The organism is Rhizobium sp. RU36D (assembly GCF_900176345.1).
Taxonomy (GTDB): domain Bacteria; phylum Pseudomonadota; class Alphaproteobacteria; order Rhizobiales; family Rhizobiaceae; genus Allorhizobium.
Genome location: NZ_FWXU01000030.1, coordinates 47145 through 66659 on the forward strand (window position 1 = coordinate 47145; position 19515 = coordinate 66659).

At 61.4% G+C, this 19515-nt stretch carries 16 protein-coding genes; 10 read left to right on the forward strand and 6 right to left on the reverse strand.

The window, feature by feature from the left end; genetic code table 11:
• Window positions 1-148: 148 nt before the first annotated feature.
• From B9A97_RS25610 to B9A97_RS25640, 7 genes are all read left to right on the forward strand, one after another.
• Window positions 149-1486 carry a glycosyltransferase family 4 protein gene (locus tag B9A97_RS25610; protein WP_084368665.1) on the forward strand — a complete coding sequence of 446 codons (1338 nt, stop codon included), beginning with the start codon at window positions 149-151 and terminating at the stop codon, window positions 1484-1486.
• Complete coding sequence (locus B9A97_RS25615; protein ID WP_084368666.1) at window positions 1468-2223, forward strand: HAD-IIB family hydrolase; 756 nt, start codon at window positions 1468-1470, stop codon at window positions 2221-2223. Before B9A97_RS25610 ends, B9A97_RS25615 begins: the two co-directional genes overlap by 19 nt.
• Window positions 2224-2484: 261 nt before the next feature.
• Window positions 2485-2979: an NUDIX hydrolase gene (locus tag B9A97_RS25620; RefSeq protein WP_179145399.1), complete on the forward strand. Its 495-nt coding sequence runs from the start codon at window positions 2485-2487 to the stop codon at window positions 2977-2979.
• Between the two features lie 176 nt (window positions 2980-3155).
• A complete protein-coding gene (locus B9A97_RS25625) occupies window positions 3156-4661 on the forward strand; it encodes an inorganic phosphate transporter (protein WP_084368668.1) in 1506 nt (501 codons plus the stop codon).
• 24 nt (window positions 4662-4685) lie between these two features.
• Complete coding sequence (locus tag B9A97_RS25630) at window positions 4686-5423, forward strand: 16S rRNA (uracil(1498)-N(3))-methyltransferase (RefSeq protein WP_084368669.1); 738 nt, start codon at window positions 4686-4688, stop codon at window positions 5421-5423.
• A gap of 155 nt (window positions 5424-5578) precedes the next feature.
• Window positions 5579-6952, forward strand: a complete 1374-nt coding sequence (locus B9A97_RS25635) for a glutamate--cysteine ligase (RefSeq protein ID WP_084368670.1) — start codon at window positions 5579-5581, stop codon at window positions 6950-6952.
• Between the two features lie 136 nt (window positions 6953-7088).
• Window positions 7089-8012, forward strand: a complete 924-nt coding sequence (locus tag B9A97_RS25640) for a DUF937 domain-containing protein (protein WP_084368671.1) — start codon at window positions 7089-7091, stop codon at window positions 8010-8012.
• A gap of 41 nt (window positions 8013-8053) precedes the next feature.
• Here B9A97_RS25640 and B9A97_RS25645 read toward each other — a convergent pair whose 3' ends face one another.
• Together B9A97_RS25645 and B9A97_RS25650 are read right to left on the reverse strand one after the other, a co-directional pair.
• A complete protein-coding gene (locus B9A97_RS25645) occupies window positions 8054-10537 on the reverse strand; it encodes a methyl-accepting chemotaxis protein (protein WP_084368672.1) in 2484 nt (827 codons plus the stop codon).
• Between the two features lie 254 nt (window positions 10538-10791).
• Complete coding sequence (locus B9A97_RS25650; protein WP_084368673.1) at window positions 10792-11082, reverse strand: YjiS-like domain-containing protein; 291 nt, start codon at window positions 11080-11082, stop codon at window positions 10792-10794.
• Between the two features lie 195 nt (window positions 11083-11277).
• Between B9A97_RS25650 and B9A97_RS25655 the strand changes: the two genes are divergently transcribed.
• Window positions 11278-12231 carry a LysR substrate-binding domain-containing protein gene (locus tag B9A97_RS25655; RefSeq protein ID WP_084368684.1) on the forward strand — a complete coding sequence of 318 codons (954 nt, stop codon included), beginning with the start codon at window positions 11278-11280 and terminating at the stop codon, window positions 12229-12231.
• Between the two features lie 15 nt (window positions 12232-12246).
• Here B9A97_RS25655 and B9A97_RS25660 read toward each other — a convergent pair whose 3' ends face one another.
• Together B9A97_RS25660 and katG are read right to left on the reverse strand one after the other, a co-directional pair.
• Complete coding sequence (locus B9A97_RS25660; protein WP_084368674.1) at window positions 12247-12873, reverse strand: TetR family transcriptional regulator; 627 nt, start codon at window positions 12871-12873, stop codon at window positions 12247-12249.
• 191 nt (window positions 12874-13064) lie between these two features.
• Window positions 13065-15248 carry a catalase/peroxidase HPI gene (katG, locus tag B9A97_RS25665; RefSeq protein ID WP_084368675.1) on the reverse strand — a complete coding sequence of 728 codons (2184 nt, stop codon included), beginning with the start codon at window positions 15246-15248 and terminating at the stop codon, window positions 13065-13067.
• A gap of 153 nt (window positions 15249-15401) precedes the next feature.
• On the opposite strand from katG, the gene B9A97_RS25670 reads away from it, so the two are divergent.
• Window positions 15402-16295 (forward strand): hydrogen peroxide-inducible genes activator, encoded by an 894-nt coding sequence (locus B9A97_RS25670; protein ID WP_084368676.1) that lies wholly within the window; start codon window positions 15402-15404, stop codon window positions 16293-16295.
• Here the strand turns inward: B9A97_RS25670 and B9A97_RS25675 are convergent.
• On the reverse strand, window positions 16292-17425 hold the full coding sequence (locus tag B9A97_RS25675; protein ID WP_084368677.1) for a DUF3734 domain-containing protein: 1134 nt from the start codon (window positions 17423-17425) through the stop codon (window positions 16292-16294). The genes B9A97_RS25670 and B9A97_RS25675 overlap by 4 nt on opposite strands.
• A gap of 206 nt (window positions 17426-17631) precedes the next feature.
• Between B9A97_RS25675 and B9A97_RS25680 the strand changes: the two genes are divergently transcribed.
• Window positions 17632-18114 carry a hypothetical protein gene (locus B9A97_RS25680; RefSeq protein ID WP_084368678.1) on the forward strand — a complete coding sequence of 161 codons (483 nt, stop codon included), beginning with the start codon at window positions 17632-17634 and terminating at the stop codon, window positions 18112-18114.
• Between the two features lie 57 nt (window positions 18115-18171).
• On the opposite strand, the gene adhP is transcribed toward B9A97_RS25680, so the two are convergent.
• Window positions 18172-19200 carry an alcohol dehydrogenase AdhP gene (gene adhP / locus B9A97_RS25685; protein WP_084368679.1) on the reverse strand — a complete coding sequence of 343 codons (1029 nt, stop codon included), beginning with the start codon at window positions 19198-19200 and terminating at the stop codon, window positions 18172-18174.
• Window positions 19201-19515: the final 315 nt, after the last annotated feature.

Below are 19515 nucleotides of genomic sequence, written 5' to 3' on the forward strand. Positions count from 1 at the left end.
GCCGTGGGCCGTCAACGCGCCCGCCGACCAATACGCCTGTATTGGGGCCAACAGTCATAAGAATTTTATTCCTTATACGGAACAAAATACCGATTTCATCGTTTATTTAGTTGCGATTTTCGGACGTTTTTTCTATGATAGGAATATTATGGCTATTATCAATGATTTAAGCATGATGCCTCGCATCGCCTTGGTGTCGACCCACGGCTATGTGGCGGCACAACCCCCGCTAGGCGCGGCCGACACTGGTGGTCAGGTCGTCTATGTTCTGGAACTTGCCAAGAAGCTCGCTCAGCTCGGCCACCTCGTGGACATCTACACCCGGCGCTTCGAGGACCAGCCCGAAATCGACATCGTCGACGATCATGTCCGGGTGGTGCGCATTCCCTGCGGCGGTCCGGACTTCATCCCGAAGGAATATCTTCATCGGCACCTGACGGAATGGAGCGAAAAGGCGCTGCGCTTCATCGGCCGCGAGAACCTCACCTACCAGTTCGTCAACAGCCACTATTGGGATGCAGGCGTGGCCGGCCAGCGGCTTTCGGAAGCCCTGTCCGTCCCGCATATCCACACGCCCCATTCCCTCGGCATCTGGAAGAAGCGCCAGATGGAGACTGATTATCCCGACCGGAAGGAGCGGTTCGAGAAGGAATTCAACTTCAAGGAACGGATCCAGCATGAGCTGATCATCTATCGCAGCTGCCAGCTGGTGGTGGCCACGACGCCGATTCAGCTGGACATGCTGATGGCCGATTACGGCCTCAAGGGCAACCGTGTCCACATGATCCCGCCGGGCTATGACGACAACCGTTTCTTTCCCGTCTCGAGCGCGTCACGGGAGATGATCCGTCATCGTCTCGGTTTTGAAGGCCAGGTCGTGCTGGCGCTTGGACGGCTGGCCACCAACAAGGGCTACGACCTGCTGGTGGACGCCTTCTCCGTTCTGGCGAGCCGGGTGCCGGATGCGCGGTTGCGGCTGGCGTTGGGCGGCGAAAACCTCGACCAGCAGGAAGCCGCCATCCTTCGGCAGCTTCATGAACAGGTCGAGCAGCTTGGCCTCAAGGATCGCGTCGACTTTACCGGTTTCGTGGCAGACGAAGACCTGCCGGATTATTACCGGGCGGCCGATCTCTTCGCGCTGTCCAGCCGCTACGAGCCCTTCGGCATGACGGCAATCGAGGCCATGGCGAGCGGCACGCCGACCGTGATCACCATTCACGGTGGCCTGTTCCGTGCGGTCAGTTATGGCCGCCACGCGCTATACGGCGATCCCTTCGACAAGGAAGACTTCGGCATCACCATGATGAAGCCGTTCAAGCACCCCAGGCTGAACGACCGGCTATCGCGCATGGGCGCCCACAAGGCGCGCAGCCTGTTCACCTGGACCGGCATCGCCCAGCAGTTGATCGCCCTGGTCGAAGGGCGTCCGAGCCAGCTGGCACTTGACGACGGCGAATGGAGCGAACCATGGAACGACGGGGATTGACCGGCGTCAGGCTGTTTTCGTCCGATCTCGACGGCACGCTGGCCGGAGATCGCGATGCATCGCGGCGGTTTGCAGACTGGTGGGACAATCTTCCCCTCAGTGGGCGCCCTCTGCTCGTCTATAACAGCGGCAGGCTGCTGGAAGACATGGCCGAGTTTGTCCCGGCCCAGGGCCTGCCGGAGCCGGACTATCTGATCGGCGGTGTGGGCACCATGCTGTCGGGCGGAGAGCGAGGCCTTGCGGATCACTTCCAGCAAGTATTGGGATCGAGCTTCGATCGCAACCGGATTGCCGATACGCTCGGAGCGATCGAAAATGCCGTGCTGCAGCCGGACAAGTATCAGCACTCGCACAAATCGAGCTGGTACCTGCACGACGCGTCCGAGGAGCAGATCCGCGACATCGAAGAGCGGCTGGCGAGCCAGGGTCTGGGCGTGAAGCTGATCTATTCGAGCCAGCGCGACCTCGACGTGCTGCCGCAAGCGGCGGACAAGGGCGAGGCGCTGCGCTGGCTTTGCGAGCGCCTGGGCATCGGGCTGCAGGAGGTTGTCGTGGCCGGTGATACCGGCAATGATGCCAGCATGTTCAGCCTGCCGGAGATACGCGGCATCCTGCCGTCAAACGCCCGCGACGAACTCACGCTTCTGGCCAGGCAAAACCCCCGGATCTATCGCGCTCACCAGCCGATTGCCGCTGGCGTGGTGGAAGGTCTGATTCACTTCGGCCTCGGCGGATAGGCCGCCGAAGCGGGTCGCAACACCGCCCTTGAACGATCATTTGTGGGATTAATCCGTTTTACCTGAAAAACCGGCTGCCATAGGCGGGGAGATGGCGCGTCGAGCCATTGACAAAGGGCAGCAAAACTCATTTTTCTAGCAATCTGCACAGCTGTGCAAAATTTAGCCACATGCGAGATCCATCACACGTGGCGCCTGCGACTCATGTTATTTTAGCGAATTATACTTATATTGGGACCACCAGGAAGGAACGTGACCACCTTGACACTTTTGGATCGGATAGCAGAGGAAATGCAATTGATGCTGCGGCGGCCGTCGCGGCAGCAATATGCTGCGCTGTGCTATCGTCTGCGCAAGCCTGACAATGATCTGGAAGTCCTGCTTTTAACCAGCCGTGATACGGGCCGTTGGGTGATCCCCAAGGGCTGGCCGATGTCCGGCAAGGATTGCTACGAGGTGGCCGAACGCGAAGCCTTCGAGGAAGCCGGCGTCAAGGGCAAGGTGCGCAAGAAGCCTCTGGGGCACTTCACCTATCTGAAATCCCTGGATGGCGGGCTGAAGATCCCGTGCCGGGTGCAGGTGCATGCCATGGAAGTGCGCAACGAGGTCAAGGACTTCAAGGAAAAAGGCATGCGCAAGTCCGAGTGGGTGACCTGCGAAGAGGCCGCCACCCGAGTGAACGAGCCGGAGCTGAAAGCCCTGATCCGCGGCTTCAAGGAGCAAATGCTTCAAGGGAAGTTCAGCGCAAGCGCCTGATGCCACCGGGCGTGACGCAATCGTCATCAAAAACGTCTATCTTGGGATTGCGGCCTCGCCCGCATACCGCTAGGCGGTCTGAACGTCCCTGTACCGCTATTGGCCCATGTAGGAGCTGACCCAAACCGGAACAGAGCGATTGCCGCACTCGTACTGATCCGGATCTGCCGCTGCCGATGTCGAAGCCCCCCACAAAACTCGTGAAACCGACACTCGACAAGGATCTCGACAAGATCACCCTCGTCGAAGCGGCGACGCATCAGGTGGCGCGGAGCTTCGTTTCAACGGCCACGGCGCTGCTGTTCCTGGCGACTGCCATGACGCTGGCCGCGGCTTATGCGATCGATCGGCCCGGCACGGGGATGATAGTCGTCGCGGCGGCCTTTGCCGGCTATATGGCCATGAATATCGGCGCCAACGATGTCACCAACAATGTCGGCGCTGCCGTTGGGGCGCGGGCAATCTCCATGACCACGGCGCTGGTTATCGCGGCGATCTTCGAGATTGCCGGAGCGATGATTGCAGGTGGCGAGGTTGTCTCGACCATTGCCGACGGCATACTGGATCCGGCGCTGGTGCCAAATGCCGATGCGCTGTCCTATGCGATGATGGCAGCGCTCTTGTCTGCGGCGCTTTGGGTGAACTTCGCAACCTGGATCGGTGCGCCGGTCTCGACCACCCACACCATTGTCGGCGGCGTGCTGGGGGCAGGCGTCGCCGCGGCAGGATTCGGCGCCATCCATTGGCAGTCGATGATCGGGATTACCGCCAGCTGGATGCTGTCGCCGCTGCTGGGCGGGGTGGTCGCTGCCGCCCTGCTCGCCTTCCTGAAGGAATTCGTCATCTATCGCGAGGACAAGATTTCGGCGGCAAGGCGCTGGGTGCCGGTCCTGGTCGGCCTTATGGCAGGCGCGTTTACCAGCTACCTGTTGCTGGTGGGACTTGGCCGCCTGGTCATGCTGTCCTACTCCCTGTGTCTCGGCATCGGCATCGCGGTTGGTCTGATCACCTGGGCGGCGGCCGTTCCCTTCGTTCGTCACCAGTCCAGAGGGCTCGACAACCGAAACCAGTCGCTGCGCAAGCTTTTCCAGTTGCCCCTGATCGGCTCGGCGGCGCTGTTGTCCTTTGCCCACGGGGCCAATGATGTCTCCAATGCCATCGGTCCGCTGGCCGCCATCGTCAATGCGACCCAGGACAATGTGATTGCGGGGGAGGCGCCCCTGCCCATCTGGATCCTGCTGATCGGCGCCTTCGGGATCTCGGTCGGGCTGCTGCTGTTCGGCCCTCGCCTGATCCGGCTGGTGGGCGAGCAGATCACCAAGCTCAATCCGATGCGGGCCTTTTGCGTGGCGCTTTCCGCCGCCTTGACAGTCCTTGCCGCATCCTGGCTCGGGCTTCCCGTCAGCTCCACCCATATTGCCGTCGGAGCCGTCTTCGGGGTCGGCTTCTTCCGCGAATGGTATACCCGCCACTCCAAGCGGCGCATCGACTATATGCGGATGAAAGCCGATCACTGGGAAATCGAGGAACCGCAGGAACGCAACATGGATGAAGCGCGCCGCCGCTACCTGGTGCGCCGGTCGCATTTCATGACCATCATCGGAGCCTGGGTGATTACCGTGCCGGCATCGGCGCTGCTATCGGCCGCGGTCTATGCGGTGATGGCCGTGATTTTCATGTGACGCGGGACGGACAGGAGGCACGATATGCGCGCGAACTACAAGATGCAGCGGCTGGTGGTCGATGGCACTCTCGCAGCCGGCGGGACCTGCGAAACGACGCCCGACCAGTTCAACTACCTGGCCAATGTGCTGCGGCTGGCGGAGGGCAGCGAGATCCTTGTGTTCAACGGACGTGATGGGGAATGGCGGGCGCGCCTGACCTTCCCGACGCGCAAACGCATTTTGCTCGAACTCGTTGAGCAGGTCAGGCCGCAGCCGGAGCCCCTCGACTTTCATTTTCTCTTCGCCCCACTCAAGGTCGGACGGCTCGATTATCTCGTGCAAAAGGCTGTGGAAATGGGCGCCGGCATCCTACAGCCTGTCATGACGCAACATGTCCAGGGCAAGATCACCAGCCCCGAGCGGTTGCAGGCCAATGCCGTGGAAGCGGCGGAGCAATGCGGCATCCTGGCCATACCCCAGGTCAGGCCCACCGCGCGTCTCCGGGATGTGCTCGAAATCTGGCCCGCCGAACGCCGACTGATTTTCTGCGACGAGGACAGTTCAACGCAAAACCCGATCCCCGCGCTTTCCGCCATCAAGGAGCGGCGTCTCGCCGTGCTGGTGGGACCCGAGGGCGGCTTTTCCGAGGAGGAGCGGTTGCTGCTGCGGGGACTGCCTTTCGTGACCCCCATTCCGCTCGGTCCGCACATCCTGCGGGCAGACACGGCAGCGGTCGCCGCCATGGCGGTTATCCAGGCAACGGTGGGCGACTGGACCTGAGCGAAAGGCGACTTACATCGTCATCTGTGCAAATGGTTTCGGCTTCCGGTTTTTTGAGTCTGGCTTGAAAGAAATTCACTTGCGCCCCAGCTAAATCCGGTTCAATCACCCTGCCCAGATGCGTCCGGCATCACCAGTTAAACAAGGCTTCCCGCATGGCTCGCGACACCACCGACCATACTCCGCTGACCGGTAAAACGGAGCTGATCGATTACCTTGCCGCCGGCTCCAAGCCGCGCGAAGCGTTCCGCATCGGCACCGAGCACGAGAAGTTCGCCTTCTTCCGGGCCGACAATTCCCCGGTTCCCTATTTCGGGGATGCCAGCATCTCGGCACTTCTGAAGGGCATGCAGGGCAAGCTTGGCTGGGACCCGATCATGGATGGCGAGAACATCATCGGCCTGGCGGAAGCCCATGGACAGGGCGCCATTTCGATCGAGCCGGGCGGGCAGTTCGAACTGTCCGGCGCGCCCGTGGAAACGCTGCACGAGACGTGTCGTGAGTCCAACCAGCATCTTGCCACCCTGCGCGAGGTGGCGGAGCCGATGGGCATCCGGTTCCTCGGCATCGGCGGCAGCCCGAAATGGACGCTGGCAGAGACGCCGCGTATGCCCAAGTCGCGCTATGACATCATGACGCGCTACATGCCCAAGGTCGGCTCCAAGGGGCTCGACATGATGTATCGCACCTGCACGATCCAGGTTAACCTGGACTTCTCCTCGGAAGAGGACATGCGCCGGAAGATGCGGGTCGGCATGAAACTGCAGCCGCTGGCGACCGCCTTGTTTGCCTCCTCGCCCTTTACCGAGAACAAGCCGAACGGCCTGCTGTCCTGGCGCGGCGATATCTGGCGCGACACCGACAATGCCCGCGCAGGCGCCCTGCCCTTCACCTTCAATGCCGATTTTGGCTTTGCCGATTATGTCGAATGGGCACTTGATGTGCCGATGTATTTCGTGGTGCGCGATGGGCGTTATCATGACTGCACCCACATCACCTTCCGCCAGTTCATGAATGGCGGGCTGAAGGGCGAGATCGCGGCATGGGAGCCAACGCTGGGCGACTGGACCAACCACCTCTCGACCCTGTTCCCCGATGTGCGGCTGAAGCGCTTTCTGGAAATGCGCGGCGCCGATGGCGGACCGTGGCGTCGCATCTGCGCGCTGCCAGCCTTCTGGGTCGGCCTGCTCTATGATGACAGCGCGCTTGACGCAGCGGACGAACTGACCTCCGGCTGGAGCCATAGCGACGTGAACGCGCTGAGGGATGCGGTGCCGGCCCAGGGCCTGAAAGCTGCGATCGCCGGCAAGCCGCTTATGGACATGGCGAAGGAAGTGGTGGCAATTTCGCGGTCCGGCTTAAAGGCGCGCGCACGTCTCAATCGCGAAGGCCAGGACGAGACCATCTTCCTCTCGACGCTGGACGAAGTGCTCGCGAAGAAGTCGACGCTGGCGGACGATCTGTTGTCGCTCTTCCATGGCAGATGGAACGGATCCGTCGACCCCGTGTTCGACGAGTACCAGTATTGAGGCCTGACAAGGCTCAGCAGCCCGGTTCCAAATAGTTGTGCTCCCTTGCAACGCGCCGCTAAAAAGCGGTTTGCGTTGCATTTTTTCGGGCTATAGTGGCTGCAACCTGCGTTGCGAGCCACGGGAAGGGATGCCGATGTTGCCACTTTTTGAGATGATGCTGCGCGCGCAGAATGGTGCGGCCATGGATGCCATGGCCAAACAGTTCAACCTGGCGCAGGAACAGGTGACCCAGGCGATGGCGGCGTTGATGCCGGCCTTCTCATCCGGCCTGAAGCGCACGACGGCCAACCCTTACGACTTTTCGGCACTGATGGGCGCCATGTCCTCCGGCAACTATGCCAAGTATTTCGAGGACATGACCAAGGCCTTCACGCCACAAGGCATGGCAGACGGCAATCAGGCGCTGGAACAGTTGTTCGGCTCCAAGGAGGTGTCGCGCGCCGTGGCGGCGCAGGCCGCGCAGATGACCGGCATCGGCCAGGATATCCTGAAGAAGATGCTGCCTGCCATGGCCGACACGATCATGGGCGGATTGTTCAAGCAGACGACCGGACAGATGCCGGAGGCGGCCAATCCCTTTGCCGGCACGCCCATGGGGCCGATGGTGCAGCAATGGCTTGAGAATACGGGCTTCGCACCCAAGCCACGCCCGCAGCAACCGGCGAATATCTTTGACAATCCCTTCACCCAGGCCATGCAGCAGATGATGACCGGGCAGGCACCGCAGCAGCCGCAGGCGGCGGCGGGCAACCCCTTCCTCGACAATCCCTATGCCAAGGCCTTCCAGGAGATGTTGGCCGGATTCGGCGCTGCGGCAACGGCGACCCCTGCCGCACAGCAGCCTGCCCAAGCCGCCAAGCCTGCGCCGGCGGACAAGCCGGAGGCGACCGCTTCATCCGCGCAGACCGCCTCCCTGATGGAAATGATGAACTCGATGTTCGACAGCGGACTGGAAGTTCAGAAATCCTACCAGAAGAATATGGAAGCTATCCTCGATGGCTATCTCAAGTCGGCGCCATCAGCCGCAAGCACCGGAAGTGCTGTGGGCGACAAGTAGGACGACGCAACGCCCCCTCGCCGCCCTCAATACCGGCACCCTCAAAACTCTTCCCAGCTGTCCTTTTTCTGATTGGACGAGGCCGGCGCTGGTGTCATGGACTGCAGGCCCGATGCCAACTTACCGAGGAGCGCCTTGGCGGGCGAAGCCACAGGGCGGGCCGTCTGCGAGACCGGCGCTATGCGTGCTGGCCTTGAGGCCGGTGCAGGAGCAGCAGCCTGTCCGCCCGTGAAACTGCGCAAGCTCGGCCGCTCCGACGGCGGCGCATTCCGAAGGACGGGTGCGCCGGTACTGGCATCAATGGTAAATTGCGAGACGAGGTCGGCCAGATTGCGCGCATCCTGGGTCAGGCCGCGCATGCCGGCATTGGTCTGGTCGGCGGCACGGGCGTTCTGCTGGGTATTTTCCTCCATGCGCGCCACCGAAGCGCTGATTTCGTTCAGGCCGACAGACTGCTGGCGGGTGGCGCTGGCGATCGAATGGATGTGATCGTTGATCTCCACCACCTGCCCGGCGATCGAGGATAGCACGGAGCCGGTCTGCTTGACGAGGTTGACACCGCCGGCGACCTCCTCGCCCGACTTGGTGATCAGCGCCTTGATGTCCTTTGCGGCATTGGCGGATCGTTGGGCCAGTTCGCGCACTTCCTGCGCCACCACGGCAAAACCCTTGCCGGCTTCGCCCGCACGGGCCGCCTCGACACCGGCATTCAATGCCAGGAGGTTCGTCTGGAAGGCGATCTCATCGATGACGTTGATGATCTTGGAAATTTCGGCAGAGGCGTTTTCGATGCGCTCCATGGCGCCGACTGCGTTGGAAACGATGCCGCCCGAGCGATCGGAATCGTTGCGGGCTTCGGCTGCGAGCTTGGAGGCCGTCTGAGCCCTCTGGGAGGAGAGATGCACAGCATCCATGATCTGGCGGATGGCGGTTGAGGTTTCCTCCAGCGCCGCGGCCTGGTTTTCGGTGCGGCGTGAGAGGTCATCGGTGGCCCGGCCCATTTCCGCGGTCCGCTCGTTGATGCCGCTGACATTGGTGTGCACCGCCGCCACCGTGCGCGCCAGACGCTCCAGCGAGGCATTGAAATCGAGCCTCAGCCTGTCGAGGCCGCTTTCGAACGGCTTGTGAATGACCGCCGTCAGATCGCCGCTGGCGAGACGCTGCAGGCCTTCGCCCAGGATCTGCACGGTTTGGGTGAGGCGCTCCTGTTCTTCCGCACGTTCCAGTTCCCGCGCGCGTCGCTCGGCATCCCCGGCATTGCGACGGTCGGCCGCTTCACGCTCCAACTGCTGTTTTTCGAGTGCTGCTTCACGGAAGACCGCGACGGAACGGGCCATGTCGCCGATCTCGTCCTTGCGGTCCTGGCCCGAGAGGTCGATGTCTACTTTGCCCGCGGCAAGCTCGCTCATCGAGCCGACGATGCGGGATATCGGCTGCGTCAGCGAGCGCGACAGAAGAATGGCAACGGCCGCGACGATCAAGCTGAGGACCGAGCCGACACCGAAGGAAACCATGGCGGAGTGGAACAGAGCGGCACTCACTTCCTGCTCGCCGATCAGGGCAACGACGGCCCATCGCACGCCGCCGAACTCCAGCGGCGAGGCCGCTATGTAGCTGGTCATGCCGCGATAGCCTTCCAGGTGGCCTGTCGCCTCCTGGCCTGCGCCGGTGACGGTCTGCAATAGTGGCGTCTCGATCTTGACCTTCAGCGCATCATCCGTCGGGGTCCGGGCGCTGTCGTTGATGATCTCGCCCTTGGAACTCACCAGAACCGTCTCGCCCGTCTCTCCCAGGCCGCGGGTGTTGGAAAAGACGGTGTTGAACCGGTCGTTCGGCAGTTGGTAGGCGAGCACGCCTGTCGTCCTGTCGCTGAACATGATCGGCGTTGCCACGAAGACGGCCGCGTCGCCGCCCGAGGGAGCATAGGACTCAAATTCGGAGATGAAGATCTCGCCGCCTTTGGTCGATGCCAGCGCCTTGCTGAAGACCTGCCCCAAGCCGGTCGCCTTATAGGGACCCGATGCCAGGTTCGTTGCGTAGTCGCGCTCCTTCATGACCGTGTAGACGATGTTGCCATCGGGATCGATGATGAAGATGTCATAGTAGCCGCGCGCCAACAGGTGCTCGCGGAAGAACTCGTTATACTGCTTGTGGGTGCGGTCGAAATTGTCCTTCTTCGCCGTATCGAGAAGATATTTCTGTCCATCGGGATTGGGATTGCCGTCGATATAGCGGCCCTGCGCCTCGGCAACAGGATCGTCTCCGAGGAATTTCCAGGTGCTCTGGAAACCGACCAGCGCCTGCTGCGTCGTCACGTTGCTGGCCGTTGCCGTCAGGTCGAGGCGAACGGCATCAAGGTAGACGCGCGCCTCGTTGCGCCGGCCATCGGCTGCCGCCTCAAGCCGCTGATAAACCTGGCTATCAAGCGACCGGGCCTCGAACAGCAGGCTGACGGTCGTCGCCGCGCTGATGGCGACGAAAGCGAACACAGCCGCCGCCAAAGGAAGCTTTTTGGAAATGCGCATGTATCGGACTCCGAACGGCAAAGAATTGCAGCGACGGTACGATCATCACAAAGGGCGGGCTACCGTGGTCGCCGAACCGCTGCGTCTGGCCACAGTATTTTCACGCTATGATTTAAATGCCGTTAAGGCTAATATCCTCTTGCGTTTAATCAAAAAAGCCCGGCAACAGCATAGGCTGTCACCGGGCAAAAGGCAGGGCCACTTGGCTTTAGCCCTGCGGGGATGGGAGGGGTGGAACCTTGTTGCGCCGGTTTTTACCAGCGCAAATCCTGTTGTGCCCGATGCCGGGCGGTGCGCGAGAGGCGGGTCGACGGATCTTCATGCAGCGCCGTGGTGCGCAGGATCCCGTCGACCTCGGAACGGCTCAAGCCGATATCCTTCAGGTGTGCGTCATCCAGATCGCGAAGCCTGTTGATCGCCCGGCGATTTTTCGCCACGCGCCAAGCAGTCGCCACCGAATTCACCAACACGGTGTAAAGGCGCAGAACTGCCTTCTCCCGGGGCATGGCGAGATCAAGTTCGATCAACTGCTGTGACGTGCGCATGGCTCAATTCCTTCAATTTGGCACGCAAAAATTGTTCTCCGAACACCTTCGCGCTCGAAGCCTCACAATTTTTAACCGGCGCCAAAACCGGGCGCCGCGGGTGTTTGATTTGCATGAACAACATGCCTCCGCCCTATTGATCAGTCCAACGAATGTTTCTAATAGTAATCATCAAGCAATCTGATGGACTTCGCCATGTCTGCGCCTCTTGATATCGATCAGCTTCAAACCTTCATCGCCATTGTCGACACCGGCAGCTTCACCAAGGCGGCGGGCCGTGTGTTCAAAACGCAGTCCGCGGTCTCGATGCAGATGCGACGGCTGGAAGAGCGGATCGGCAAGCAGCTCTTCATCAAGGACGGGCGTGGCAACCGCCTGACCGCCGAGGGTGACAAGCTGCTGAACTACGCGCGGCGCATCATCAGGCTGAATTCGGAGGCGATCGCCGCCTTCGACGACAACAGGCTTGAAGGTACGCTCCGGATCGGTACCCCGGACGATTATGCGGACCGCTATATGCCGGAGATCATCGGTCGCTTTGCCAAGACCCATCCGCAGGTAGAGCTCTACATCGTCTGCGAACCTTCGGTGGATCTGGCCGAGAAGATGGCGAAGGGGGAGCTGGACATTGCGCTCGTGACGCATAACCCGCAGTTGCGGCAGTCCGATGTGGTCAGAACCGAGCCGCTGTGCTGGGTTGCCTCTGCCAACCATCCACTGAAGGATGATGCTCCGGTGCCGCTGGCCGTGGGCCGGCGGGATTGCAACTGGCGTCAGCTCGCCTGCTCGGCGCTGGATGCCGATGGCCGGGACTACCAGATCCTGTTTACGAGTTGGTCGTCGACCGTCGTCGCCTCGGCTGTACTGGCCGGCATGGCCGTATCGATCCTGCCGGAATCGGCGCTGCGCACGGGCATGCGCGTTCTGACATCAAGCGATGGTTTCCCGCCGCTGCCGCCGGTGCAGATCGGCCTGATGAAGCGGCCGGGCCTATCGACCTCGCTGATGAATGCGATCACGGACCACATCACCGCCTGCCTGGATAACATCACGCCGGTTGCGGTGGATGACGATCTGGACGGGGATGTGAAAACCTTCCCGCGCTACTATCCGCGCCTGCGGGCGGGCCACATGATCCCGGGATGGTGACGGCCCACCGTCATATCATGGGGTGAACAGCGTCTTCCGGATATTGGTTTTCCACTCTGTAAGAACCCGTTGCGCGGTCTTCTCGTCTTGGATCAGCGCGAAGCGAACGATAGACCCCGACAGATAGACAAAGAGCCGCACGCGAGCATCGAGATCGATGCCGGCATCTTTCGGCAGCAGCGGACGGAAGACATCGCAAAGAATGACGCTGAGACGGTCGATATGGCGTTGATTGAGAGATTGCAGATCAGGGTCTGAGATCGCGGCAAGCCAGATCGGCAGATAGGTCGGCTCGCTGCGATAGAAGTCATAGAACTGATCGACAGCGGATTGCAGTCTTTGTTCCGCATCGTCGAGCGAGGAGAGATCAAGGAAGTATCGGATCGCGCCGTCTTCCACAATCGCGGTGTGGCGGTCGTGAAGCGCGCGGATCACGGCGGCCTTCTCGGGAAAGAACTGGTAGAGAGAGCCGATCGGCAGGCCAGCCTTGGCGGCAATGTCGATCATCTTCAGACTGCTGATTCCCTTCGTGGCGATCAGTTCCGCCGCCGCCGCCAGGATGGCGTCGAGCCGCTGGATGCTCCGCTCCTGCTGTGGCTTTTTTCGAAGCTGTATCCGCTCCGCCTTCCTCGCCCCGTTCATCTCCGCCCCGCCTCCTTTGACCCGGGTATCCGGACTGGGACGGAAGATATAGTCACGCCATCTTCGTGTTGATTGAAAAATTCAGTCGATTTGTTTCTTTTTGTGACAAATTTACGGGAAGCCGAGCGCAAGCTCGGCTCCCCGCAACAATAGATTGAGCTGCGGCCGGAAATCCCGGCCGCTCCCTCACGTTAGACCAGGTCGAACCGGTCGGCGTTCATGACCTTCGTCCAGGCGGCAACGAAGTCCTTGACGAACTTTGCCTTGGCATCGGACTGGGCATAGACTTCCGCCAGAGCGCGCAGCTGCGAATGTGCGCCGAAGATCAGATCGACACGCGTGCCGGTCCACTTGACGGCGCCGGTCTTGCGATCCCGGCCTTCGTAGACGCCTGTCGTGCCAGCCTTCGGGGCCCAGACGGTGTCCATGTCCAGAAGGTTGACGAAGAAGTCGGTCGTCAGGGCGCCAGGCTTGTCGGTAAAGACACCGTGCTGGGGATTGCCTGCCTTCAAGACGCGCAGACCGCCAACAAGCACCGTCATCTCAGGAGCGGTCAGCGTCAGCAGCTGGGCGCGATCGACGAGAGCCTCCTCGGCCTGCATGAACTGGATGCGCTTTTCGTTCACATAGTTGCGGAAGCCATCGATGCGCGGCTCAAGGGCTGCGAAGGATGCGGCATCCGTCTGCTCCTGCGACGCATCCATGCGGCCGGGCGTGAAGGGCACGGTGACATCCTGGCCCGCTGCCTTTGCGGCCTGTTCGACGCCCGCATTGCCGGCGAGCACGATGAGGTCAGCGAGCGAGATCTTCTTGCCGCCGGCCTGGCCGGCGTTGAAGTTTTGCTGGATGGCCTCAAGCGTGCCGAGCACCTTGGCAAGCTGTGCGGGCTCGTTGACTTCCCAGTTCTTCTGCGGCTCCAGGCGAATGCGTGCACCATTGGCGCCACCACGCTTGTCGGAGCCACGGAAGCTAGAAGCGGCAGCCCATGCGGTCGACACCAGTTCCTGCACGGTGAGGCCCGCAGCGAGAACCTTGGCCTTGAGGCTGGCCACGTCAGCATCATCGACCAGGGGATGATCGACGGCCGGGATGACATCCTGCCAGATCAGATCTTCGGCCGGGACTTCCGGACCGAGATACCGGGCCTTCGGGCCCATGTCGCGATGGGTGAGCTTGAACCAGGCGCGGGCAAAGGCGTCGGCGAATTCCGCAGGGTTTTCGAGGAAGCGGCGCGAGATCTTTTCGTAGATCGGATCAAAGCGCAGCGCGAGGTCCGAGGTCAGCATCGTCGGGAGCTTCTTCCTCGACGGATCGAAGGCATCCGGGATCGAGGCATCGGCGTTCTTCGCGACCCACTGATGGGCGCCGGCCGGGCTCTTGGTCAGTTCCCACTCGAAGCCGAACAGGTTCTCGAAATAGTAGTTGCTCCACTGCGTCGGGGTCTGGGTCCAGGTGACCTCAAGGCCTGACGTGATCGCATGGGCACCAACGCCGCTTTCATACTTGCTCTTCCAGCCGAGACCCTGATCTTCAAGCTCGCCGCCCTCAGGATCTGCGCCGATCAGCGAGGCATCGCCAGCGCCATGGGTCTTGCCGAAGGTGTGACCGCCGGCGATCAGGGCCACGGTTTCCTCGTCGTTCATCGCCATGCGGGCAAAGGTTTCGCGGATGTCGCGCGCCGAAGCCAGCGGATCAGGGGTTCCGTTCGGACCTTCCGGGTTGACGTAGATGAGACCCATCTGCACGGCGCCCAGCGGCTCGGCCAGCTGGCGTTCGCCGCTGTAGCGCTCGTCGCCGAGCCAAGTGCCTTCCGGACCCCAGTAGAGCTCTTCCGGTTCCCAGACATCGGCGCGACCGCCGGCAAAGCCGAAGGTCTTGAAGCCCATGGATTCCAACGCGACATTGCCGGTGAGGATCATCAGGTCGGCCCAGGAAATGCTGTTGCCGTATTTCTGCTTGATCGGCCACAGCAGGCGGCGTGCCTTGTCGAGGTTGGCATTGTCAGGCCAGCTGTTCAGCGGTGCAAAACGCTGCTGGCCCATGCCGGCGCCGCCGCGGCCATCGGTGATTCGATAGGTGCCGGCGCTATGCCAGGCCATGCGGATGAAGAGGCCGCCATAGTGACCGAAGTCAGCCGGCCACCATTCCTTCGAATCGGTCATGAGGGCAGTCAGGTCCTGCTTCAGGGCCTGCAGGTCCAGCTTCGCGAATTCCTCGGCATAGTTGAAGTCCTTGCCCAGCGGATTGGCGCGATCCGTATGGGTGTGCAGGACCTGGACATCCAGCTGCGTCGGCCACCAATCACGATTCGTATGTCGCTTGGTGCCGTGGGCGACTGGACATTTGCCAGTGTTCTCGGCGGACTTTGCATCCATGGTCTTTCTCCTCATGTTTCGTTTGACACGCTTCGCAGCCGCTTGGGCGCACGAAATTTATTGGAGCCGGTCGGCTCGGTGAATTGAAACTGCCATTCGCCTACGATAATTTCCAATCGTATTTCCTGCTGGTTACGATCGGAAAAACCTATCATGCTTACCATCCGTCAACTCCGGTATTTCGAGGCGCTGGCAGGTACCCTGCATTTTGGACGTGCGGCGGAACTGGCCCATGTGAGCCAGCCGGCGCTTTCCGCGCAGATCATGGAGATGGAAAAACACCTGGGTGTGACGCTGGTCGAAAGAACCCGCAATAACACGCTGCTGACAGACAAGGGGCGAGAGGTGCTGGAGCATGTGCAGGCCGTTCTCGGGGCGCTCGACCGCCTGGAGGAAGCGGCCCGCCGCAGTACCGGAACACTGGAGGGGTTGATCCGGCTCGGCATCATTCCGACGGTCGCGCCCTATCTCGTTCCACAGATGGTGCCCCATCTCCGACGTACGCATCCGCTGATCGAGATCGAGTTGAAGGAAGCGGTCACCGACCGGCTGGTGGCGGACCTGCTGGACGGCAAGCTTGACGCCGTGATCGCGGCACTTCCGGTGGAGATCGACAATCTCGTGGAAAAGAGCCTGTTCACCGATACGTTCTACATGGCCATGGCGGCCAATGACAGCGAGGTGCTGGTCTCGCCCCTGACGGAAACGGAGGTCGATCCGGATCGATTGCTGCTGCTGGAGGAAGGGCATTGCCTGCGCGAACAGGCGCTGGCGGTCTGCAAGGCGGCGAGCAAGCGCAGCCTGGTAAATTTCGGCGCGACCTCCATGACGACGCTTTTGCAGATGGTATCCCATGACATGGGCATGACGCTGATCCCGGAAATGGCGATCGAAACCGAGGCTGCTCGGACCGCAATCCGCATCGTGCCCTTTGCCGATCCGCCGCCGTCGCGGGAGATCGGCCTGGTCTGGCGTCGCTCCAGCCAGCGCCGCGCCGACATGGAGGCCTTAGCAGCAGCCATCACGGCCAGCCGCAAGATAGGCTAGCTTGCCGCACGTCCGTCATGGGCGAGGTCGAAGGTCTGGATGCCGTTTTTCGGCCGGCCCCTGTTCTTCCACTTGGGGTGATTGAGCGTGTGCATCACGTCGTCATAGCCGGCCTTCCAGTGCTCGGTGACGGACGCGCGGGAAAACTCCGCATCCATGGCATGGGTGGCATAGGCGGCCCGGCGATGGATGAGATGCACGATCGTGACGTCATATTCGATGCCGACCGACTTCAGCAGCTTGGCATCCTCGTCATCGGCAAATTCCGGCGGCAGCTTTTCCAGGAGGCGCTTGGCCGCCCTTCGAAAGATCTGCTTGCGGGCGAAGTCATCGGTGTTCAAGCGCGTCCTGCTGGAATAGCGGATTTCCTTCACCCGGCTTTCCGCCTCGAAGATGTCCTTCGGCATAGCGCCACGCGCGCTGAAGAGATCGATCTGGAAGATCTCCATGTCGCGATGGCCGCTATAGGTCGAGAGCACATGCTGCAGCGGGGTATTGGAGACCAGGCCGCCATCCCAATAAGAGCGGCCATCGATCTCAATCGGGGCAAATCCCGGCGGGAGGGCCCCCGAAGCGGCGATATGGCGGGCGTCCAACGTCTGGTGGCGATTGTCGAAATAGGCGAAATTGCCCGAGGTGACCTCGACAGCGCCAAGGCTGATGCGCGTGCCGCCCTGGTTGAGCAGGTCGAAATCCACCAATTTTTCCAGCGTCTTCAGTAGAGGCTCGGTGTCATAGAAGCTGATGCGGGCGTCCGGGTTATAGAGAAGCTGCTGGGGGGTATAGAGCCGCGGCGAGAAGAAACCGGGAATGCCGCCGATGGCACCGGCCATGGCCGCCAGCTCGTTGGACAACCGGCGAAAGGCCGTGCCGGTCTGGCCGAGGCAGAAGTCGAGATTGGAAGAGACGGTGTCCCAGAAGGTCTTGAGATTGGCGACGCGCCTTTCCCTGGGGCTGCCGGCGATCAGGGCCGCATTGACGGCGCCGATGGAAATGCCAGCCAGCCAGTCCGGCTCTATTCCTTGCTGGTGCAAGGCTTCATAGGCGCCGGCCTGATAGGCGCCGAGCGCGCCGCCACCCTGGAAGAGGAAGATCAGATCACGGTCGGGAGAACTTGCGCTGGGGGACATGGATGCCACTGAAATTGTTGCAATGCAGCATATATAGGACGCAAGCCGGCCGGCACCAGTGCAAAGAGCGCAAGCCAGCCGCGCCCTTGGGCCGCAGGAACGGCCAGCACCCAAAAAAGACACAGGGCCAGAAGGGCACCGGGAGTTATTTCGTTAGGACATTGGGATAATGTCCGCTCACAAAGCGATTGATCGGGAGGTCCTTCATGCGCGTCGACACACCAGGGCGTGACACTGCCCGCCGCTATTTTTCCCTGGCCGCTGCCGGGCTGGCTTTCATCTTGTCCGGATCCCTGCCCGCGCTTGCGGATGAGGCGGAGGTCGACCGCCAGATCAACAATCTCCTCGGGAATCACGAGGTGTTTCGCCAGACCATCTCCGAGTTTCAGCAGGCGGTATCGGAGGAGGACACCTATGCGGTGTCGGCCTTCATCGAATATCCGATCACGGTGAAGATCAACGGCAAGAAACGCACCATCAAGTCGGCCGAGGCGTTCCAGCCCCTGTATTACGACATCATAACGCCCGAGATCGCCGAAGTGATCGTCAACCAGGACTATGGCAGCCTGTTCGTCAATTCCGAAGGCGTGATGTTCGGCAATGGCGAGGTGTGGATGAGCGGCATCTGCCGCGACAATGGCTGCAACCAGGTGGACGCGATGGTCATCACCATCCAGTCCATGGACTGAGGACGACCGGAGGACCTATGGCGCCACGGTGGCGCCATAGGCTTCGCGGATGATTTGTCAGGCGGCGAGATCGAGCACGATGCGGCCGTCGATCTTGCCTTCCTTCATGCGGTCGAAGATATCGTTGATATTTTCGATCTTGTCCCAAGAGAAGTGCGACTTGACCTTGCCCTCGCCGGCAAATTCGAGGGATTCCTCCAGGTCCTGCCGGGTGCCGACGATGGAACCGCGCACCGTGATACGCTTCAGCACGGTTTCGAACACGGGCAGCGAGATGAACCCCGGCGGCAGGCCGACCAGCGACATGGTGCCCTTGGAGCGCAGGAAGCCATAGGCCTGTTCCATGGCCTTGGGCGAGACGGCGGTGACGAGCGCGCCATGGGCGCCGCCGGTCGCCTTCTGCACCTGGGCAATCGCGTCGGCGTCCTTGCCGTTGACCACGACATCCGCACCCAGCTCCTTGGCGAGCTTCAGCTTGTCATCGAAGATATCGGCAGCCACCACATGCATGCCCATGGCCTTGGCATATTGCACGGCCATGTGGCCCAGGCCCCCGATGCCGGAGATGACAACCCATTCGCCGGGGCGGACTTCGGTTTCCTTCAGGCCCTTGTAGACGGTGACGCCGGCGCAGAGCACGGGCGCGGCCGGGCCGAATTCCAGATTGTCCGGCAGGCGACCGACGAAATCCGGATCGGCAAGGCCATACTGGGCGAAAGTGCCGTTGACGGAATAGCCGGTATTCTGTTGGCTGCCGCAGAGGGTTTCCCAGCCAGTGCGGCAGGGCGAGCAGCAGCCGCAGGCCGTGTGCAGCCAGGGAACGCCGACCCGGTCGCCTTCCTTGATGCGCGTGACGCCCGCGCCGAGCTTGGCGACGAAGCCGACGCCCTCATGGCCGGGCACGAAAGGCGGGTTCGGCTTGACCGGCCAGTCGCCATTGGCGGCATGCAGGTCCGTGTGGCAAACGCCGGTCGCCTCGTATTTCACCAGGATCTGACCCGGACCCGGTTCCGGAATCGCCATTTCCTCGATCACGAGCGGCTTTCCGAACTCGCGCACGACGGCGGCTTTCATCATCGATGCCATGACTATCTCCCTGACTTTGACTTCAATCGCGTGGGCACGGGAATGCGTCCCGTGGCTGCAGGCAGACTAAGGCCGCTTACGCCTGCAACGATTGATTGATGTCAAAGGCGGGAAATTTCATGCAGATGTCATAAAGCCGGGAGAGCAACGTCTCCCGGCTCAGGCTGCTGACAAACTCTCATTCCAGGTCTTTCGATGTTGGTTTGACCCAAAACCTCATCGTCATGCCGGCCCCCGATGTATAGCCTTGATACATACCTGACAGATGTTCGGAGACATGCCTGACACTTCCTGGATTGTGATCCTGGAGGTCTT